We start from the raw sequence: 3,777 nt of genomic DNA, 5'->3' as shown, positions 1-3,777 counted from the left end.
ATCAATCGGAATTATCGCAGGTGCAACGAAGAGTATCGATGGCAAACAAGCAAACGTTGTATCTTCATTCGGATTAAAACTTGTATACGGTGCAACGTTAGTAAGTATATTATCAGCGATTATCGTTGGGGTTATGCTTTAATAAAAACAAACGAAGTCGTTTATCTCTCGCCTAGAGGGATGAACGACTTTTTTATTTTGGTATGATAAATAATATAGAGAGGGGGGATTAGGGTGAAAGAAGCGGATAATTTAAGGGAGTTTGATGAAATTATAGAGAATATTGATCAATTAACTGGAGAAGATGCTAGAACTTTTTTGAAATTCATACATGGGTATTTAAACATGGTAGAAGAAGGAAATGGGACTTTTACTAATAGTGACTTTGTTGAAAAGGTTTCAGGGCTTTATAAGAAGGATTTGGCGAGGGTTATTCAGCTTAGAGAAGAAATAAAAAAATCACCTTAATACATTCATTAAGGTGATTGAAATACTATTCAGCTGGAGGCGTAAATGTACGTTTCTCTAATTCAGCGTCTAGCATAAATAATGCGTTTGAATCGCTTGTAATACGTTTTAATTTTTGGATGATGCTATCGAATGAAGATTCTTCTTCTACTTGCTCATCGACGAACCATTTTAAGAATGTAATTGTTGCATGCTCACGCTCATCCCAAGCGATATCAGATAAGTTGTAAATACGCTTCGTTACTTCACGCTCGTGCTCAAGTGCTACTTCAAAAGCGTTCAGTACAGATTCATATACGTTATTTGGATTATCAAATCCAGTAATAATAGCGCGCTCACCGCGGTCATTAATGTAGTTGTAAAGCTTCATTGCGTGGAAACGTTCTTCTTCAGCTTGTACAAGGAAAAAGTTAGCGAATCCATCATAGCTCTCAGCTGTACAGTAAGCAGCCATTGCCATATAGGCGTGGGCAGAGTAAAATTCAAAGTTCATTTGATCGTTTAATGCGTCGTGCAATTTTTTAGATAACATAAAATCCCCCTTAATATTGTGACAAGAATATTATACCATAATTGATAATATTCTCATTTAGATACTTCGAACCTTTTCGAAAGCTTTGTGACGTGAGCCTCCATAATGTCTTGTAAATCTAAATCATATTTTTGTGAAAGAATAATAAGATTAGATAGTACATCACCAAGTTCTTCTTTTAACTCTTGTTTTAGTTCTTCTTCTGTTTTCACTTTTTCGTCAGGACGATCACGGCCAATTTCGATTGCACGAACAACGCGTGAAACTTCTCCAACTTCCTCTGTTAAGAAATTTAAGCGAATAAAGGAATTATACTGTGACCAGCTTCGTTTTTCGTAAAATTCCTCCACCCATCTTTGAAATGCGACGATATCCATTTCTTCCTCATCCCTTCAATATGTTGTACAATGTTCATTGTAACATAACAATATATAGTTTCGGGGTGTAGGAATGAGAAAGATTTGTGTGTTTGCAGGTTCCAACTTAGGGGAGAGATCTGAATTTAAAGAGCAGGCAATAGCGTTAGGGAAAATGTTTATTGAGAACGATTATGAGCTTGTATACGGTGGTTCTTGCGTTGGATTAATGGGAGAAGTGGCAAACGAAGTTCTTCGCTTAGGCGGACGTGTAACAGGTGTTATGCCGCGCGGTCTATTCCGAGGAGAAATTGTTCATACAGGGCTAACAGAATTAATTGAAGTAGAAACGATGCACGAGCGCAAAGCGAAAATGGCAGAGCTTGCGGATGCTTTTATTGCATTACCAGGCGGATACGGAACGTTTGAAGAGCTATTTGAAGTAGTATGTTGGTCACAAATTGGTATACATAATAAGCCGGTTGGTTTATTGAACATAAAAGGCTTTTATGGACCAATTTTGCAAATGGTTGAACGTGCAGCAGAAGAAGGATTTATGAATCCATCAAATAAAGAGTTGATCGTTTCAGCTGAGACGGCAGATAAACTAATTCATGCAATCCAAAATTATGAGCGTCCAGTTTTAGGAACGAAGTGGAAGCAGCTATCATAATACAATTTTATAGATATTTTTGGAAACACATGTTATTTTACTTTGAAATGGCATGTGTTTTTAATTTTGTTAAATATATTAATATTAATATATAATGTTTTTAGAAAAGGAGAAATAGATGGAGGAGTTTGTGTATTTACGTCCTGTTTTTAAAAGTATATTAGCAGCATCTATTCTTGTTATGCTAATTGTTTCAGCACAGAAGAAAGAGCTAATTAATGAATTTTCGCTTTGGTTTATTTCAATATTGTGTATTGGTGTTTCGGCGATAACACTCTTTATGATTGGCTTTATCGTTGATGAGTATAATCTAGCCGGAGATGTGCATAGTTCTAATATGTTTATTGCGATTGGTTGTATTAGCGGTTTGAATTTTATTATTTATTATAGACGGCAATAAAAAGAAGGCATTCCGTATTACTTTGGAATGCCTTTATCATTTTGATTACTTTGTTTTTTATACAGGTACCAGCCACCCCAGCCGCCACCAATTGCTACAACAACGAGGAAAGCATAGTCTTTAACCTCGACACGTATATTGAAAATATTAGCTATAAGTAAGAGAATCCCAACTGTTATTAACGCAAAAAATGCTCTAATTAAGTAGTCTTTCAACTGAACCACTCCCGCCATTTAAGTAGTAAATGATGAATATGGAAAAGCTTTTTTGGATCTATTTTACTAAAGGATGTTACCTATATTTTAACATAAAAGGGATTGTAATATATTGATAAAAGTAGAGGAGAGGGGTGCTAATATTGTCTTGTTTTGTCGGTAAGTCGATATATTGGAAAAATCGCTGATATATTTAATAGAATCGCCGATATAATGCAAAAATCGCGGATATAAATTTCATGTACTGATATGCGCGATTAACCCCATACAAAAAAGCGACTCTGAACGAGCCGCTTCCGCTTTTAGTGATATCCAGCTCCAGCGGCTAGAACAGTCGGTTGTTTCACTCCTTCATTCGAGGCAAAAAGCGCCTCGTAATCAGGAGTTCCAACACCCTCCTGTTCTGAACGAGCCGCTTCCGCTTTTAAATATATTATTGATTCAAGAACGCACGTAGCATCCAAGCGTGTTTTTCTAGTTCTGTGTAGATGCCTAGTAGTAGGTCAGATGTCATTTCGTCATCAGAGTTTTGAGCGATTTCCATGCCTTTTTTCAGTTCGACTAGCATCATTTCGTAGTCTTTCATGATTGATTCAACCATTCCTTCTGCAGTTTCGCCGTATGCTGCTTCTTGAATAGAAGATAGTTCTAAGTATTCTTTCATTGTTGCTACTGGTTTGCCGCCAATTGCTAAAATGCGTTCTGCAATTTCGTCGATGTGAGTAGCTGATTCTGTGTAAAGTTCTTCGAATTTCTCGTGTAATGTGAAGAATTGAGGTCCTTTTACGTACCAATGGAAGTTGTGTAATTTTGTGAATAAAACGCTCCAGTCTGCTACTTGTTTGTTTAATACTTCGATTACTTGTTTGTTCATTATGATCAATCTCCTTTTGAGTTGTTATGTTATATCAATTACTAATTTATAATTATTATAATCTAGTAATTCGTATAAATCAACCCTTTTGCTGGAATTAATTTGTACAAATTATGAACTGTTATAAATAAAAATCCCTATTACGGTGAAGTAATAGGGATTTTGTTTGATATATAGCTCTTGTTCTAAACGAGCCGCTTTTGCTTTAAATGATGTCCAGCTCCGGTGACTAGAACAGTCGGTCATTTCGCGCCTTCCT

7 protein-coding genes and 1 pseudogene are annotated in these 3,777 nt (G+C 36.1%); 4 read left to right on the top strand and 4 right to left on the bottom strand.

Going from position 1 to position 3,777, the window contains the following annotated elements:
* Both GFJ36_RS25980 and GFJ36_RS25975 read left to right on the top strand, forming a co-directional pair.
* Nucleotides 1-142 (top strand): annotated as a pseudogene (locus GFJ36_RS25980) (NupC/NupG family nucleoside CNT transporter); the annotation flags it as partial.
* Nucleotides 143-234: 92 nt separating this feature from the next.
* Complete coding sequence (locus tag GFJ36_RS25975; protein ID WP_088080821.1) at nt 235-468, top strand: hypothetical protein; 234 nt, start codon at nt 235-237, stop codon at nt 466-468.
* 25 nt (nt 469-493) lie between these two features.
* Here GFJ36_RS25975 and GFJ36_RS25970 read toward each other — a convergent pair whose 3' ends face one another.
* Both GFJ36_RS25970 and GFJ36_RS25965 read right to left on the bottom strand, forming a co-directional pair.
* Nucleotides 494-1,000, bottom strand: coding sequence for a ferritin (locus GFJ36_RS25970; RefSeq protein WP_048542408.1), 507 nt, complete (start codon nt 998-1,000; stop codon nt 494-496).
* A gap of 53 nt (nt 1,001-1,053) precedes the next feature.
* Nucleotides 1,054-1,377: a MazG nucleotide pyrophosphohydrolase domain-containing protein gene (locus tag GFJ36_RS25965; protein ID WP_000355764.1), complete on the bottom strand. Its 324-nt coding sequence runs from the start codon at nt 1,375-1,377 to the stop codon at nt 1,054-1,056.
* A gap of 73 nt (nt 1,378-1,450) precedes the next feature.
* Between GFJ36_RS25965 and GFJ36_RS25960 the strand changes: the two genes are divergently transcribed.
* Both GFJ36_RS25960 and GFJ36_RS25955 read left to right on the top strand, forming a co-directional pair.
* Complete coding sequence (locus GFJ36_RS25960) at nt 1,451-2,029, top strand: LOG family protein (RefSeq protein ID WP_097889584.1); 579 nt, start codon at nt 1,451-1,453, stop codon at nt 2,027-2,029.
* Between the two features lie 118 nt (nt 2,030-2,147).
* Nucleotides 2,148-2,429 (top strand): hypothetical protein, encoded by a 282-nt coding sequence (locus GFJ36_RS25955; protein WP_097889585.1) that lies wholly within the window; start codon nt 2,148-2,150, stop codon nt 2,427-2,429.
* A 17-nt stretch (nt 2,430-2,446) separates the two neighbouring features.
* Here GFJ36_RS25955 and GFJ36_RS25950 read toward each other — a convergent pair whose 3' ends face one another.
* Entirely contained in the window at nt 2,447-2,644 is a 198-nt protein-coding gene (locus tag GFJ36_RS25950; RefSeq protein ID WP_000656312.1) for a hypothetical protein, read from the bottom strand.
* Between the two features lie 433 nt (nt 2,645-3,077).
* Complete coding sequence (locus GFJ36_RS25945; RefSeq protein ID WP_001041898.1) at nt 3,078-3,518, bottom strand: Dps family protein; 441 nt, start codon at nt 3,516-3,518, stop codon at nt 3,078-3,080.
* Between the last annotated feature and the right edge of the window lie 259 nt (nt 3,519-3,777).

The sequence above is a fragment of the Bacillus sp. EE-W1 genome, from assembly GCF_009760835.1.
Taxonomy (GTDB): domain Bacteria; phylum Bacillota; class Bacilli; order Bacillales; family Bacillaceae_G; genus Bacillus_A; species Bacillus_A wiedmannii.
Note: the sequence above shows the minus strand (reverse complement) of the source record. Positions and strands in the feature narration are given on the sequence as shown.

Excerpts from the sequence above, each read along its gene's own strand:
- GFJ36_RS25970 (WP_048542408.1), bottom strand. The coding sequence starts at position 1,000 with ATGTTATCTAAAAAATTGCACGACGCATTAAACGATCAAATGAACTTT.
- GFJ36_RS25965 (WP_000355764.1), bottom strand. The coding sequence starts at position 1,377 with ATGGATATCGTCGCATTTCAAAGATGGGTGGAGGAATTTTACGAAAAA.
- GFJ36_RS25960 (WP_097889584.1), top strand. The coding sequence starts at position 1,451 with ATGAGAAAGATTTGTGTGTTTGCAGGTTCCAACTTAGGGGAGAGATCT.
- GFJ36_RS25955 (WP_097889585.1), top strand. The coding sequence starts at position 2,148 with ATGGAGGAGTTTGTGTATTTACGTCCTGTTTTTAAAAGTATATTAGCA.
- GFJ36_RS25945 (WP_001041898.1), bottom strand. The coding sequence starts at position 3,518 with ATGAACAAACAAGTAATCGAAGTATTAAACAAACAAGTAGCAGACTGG.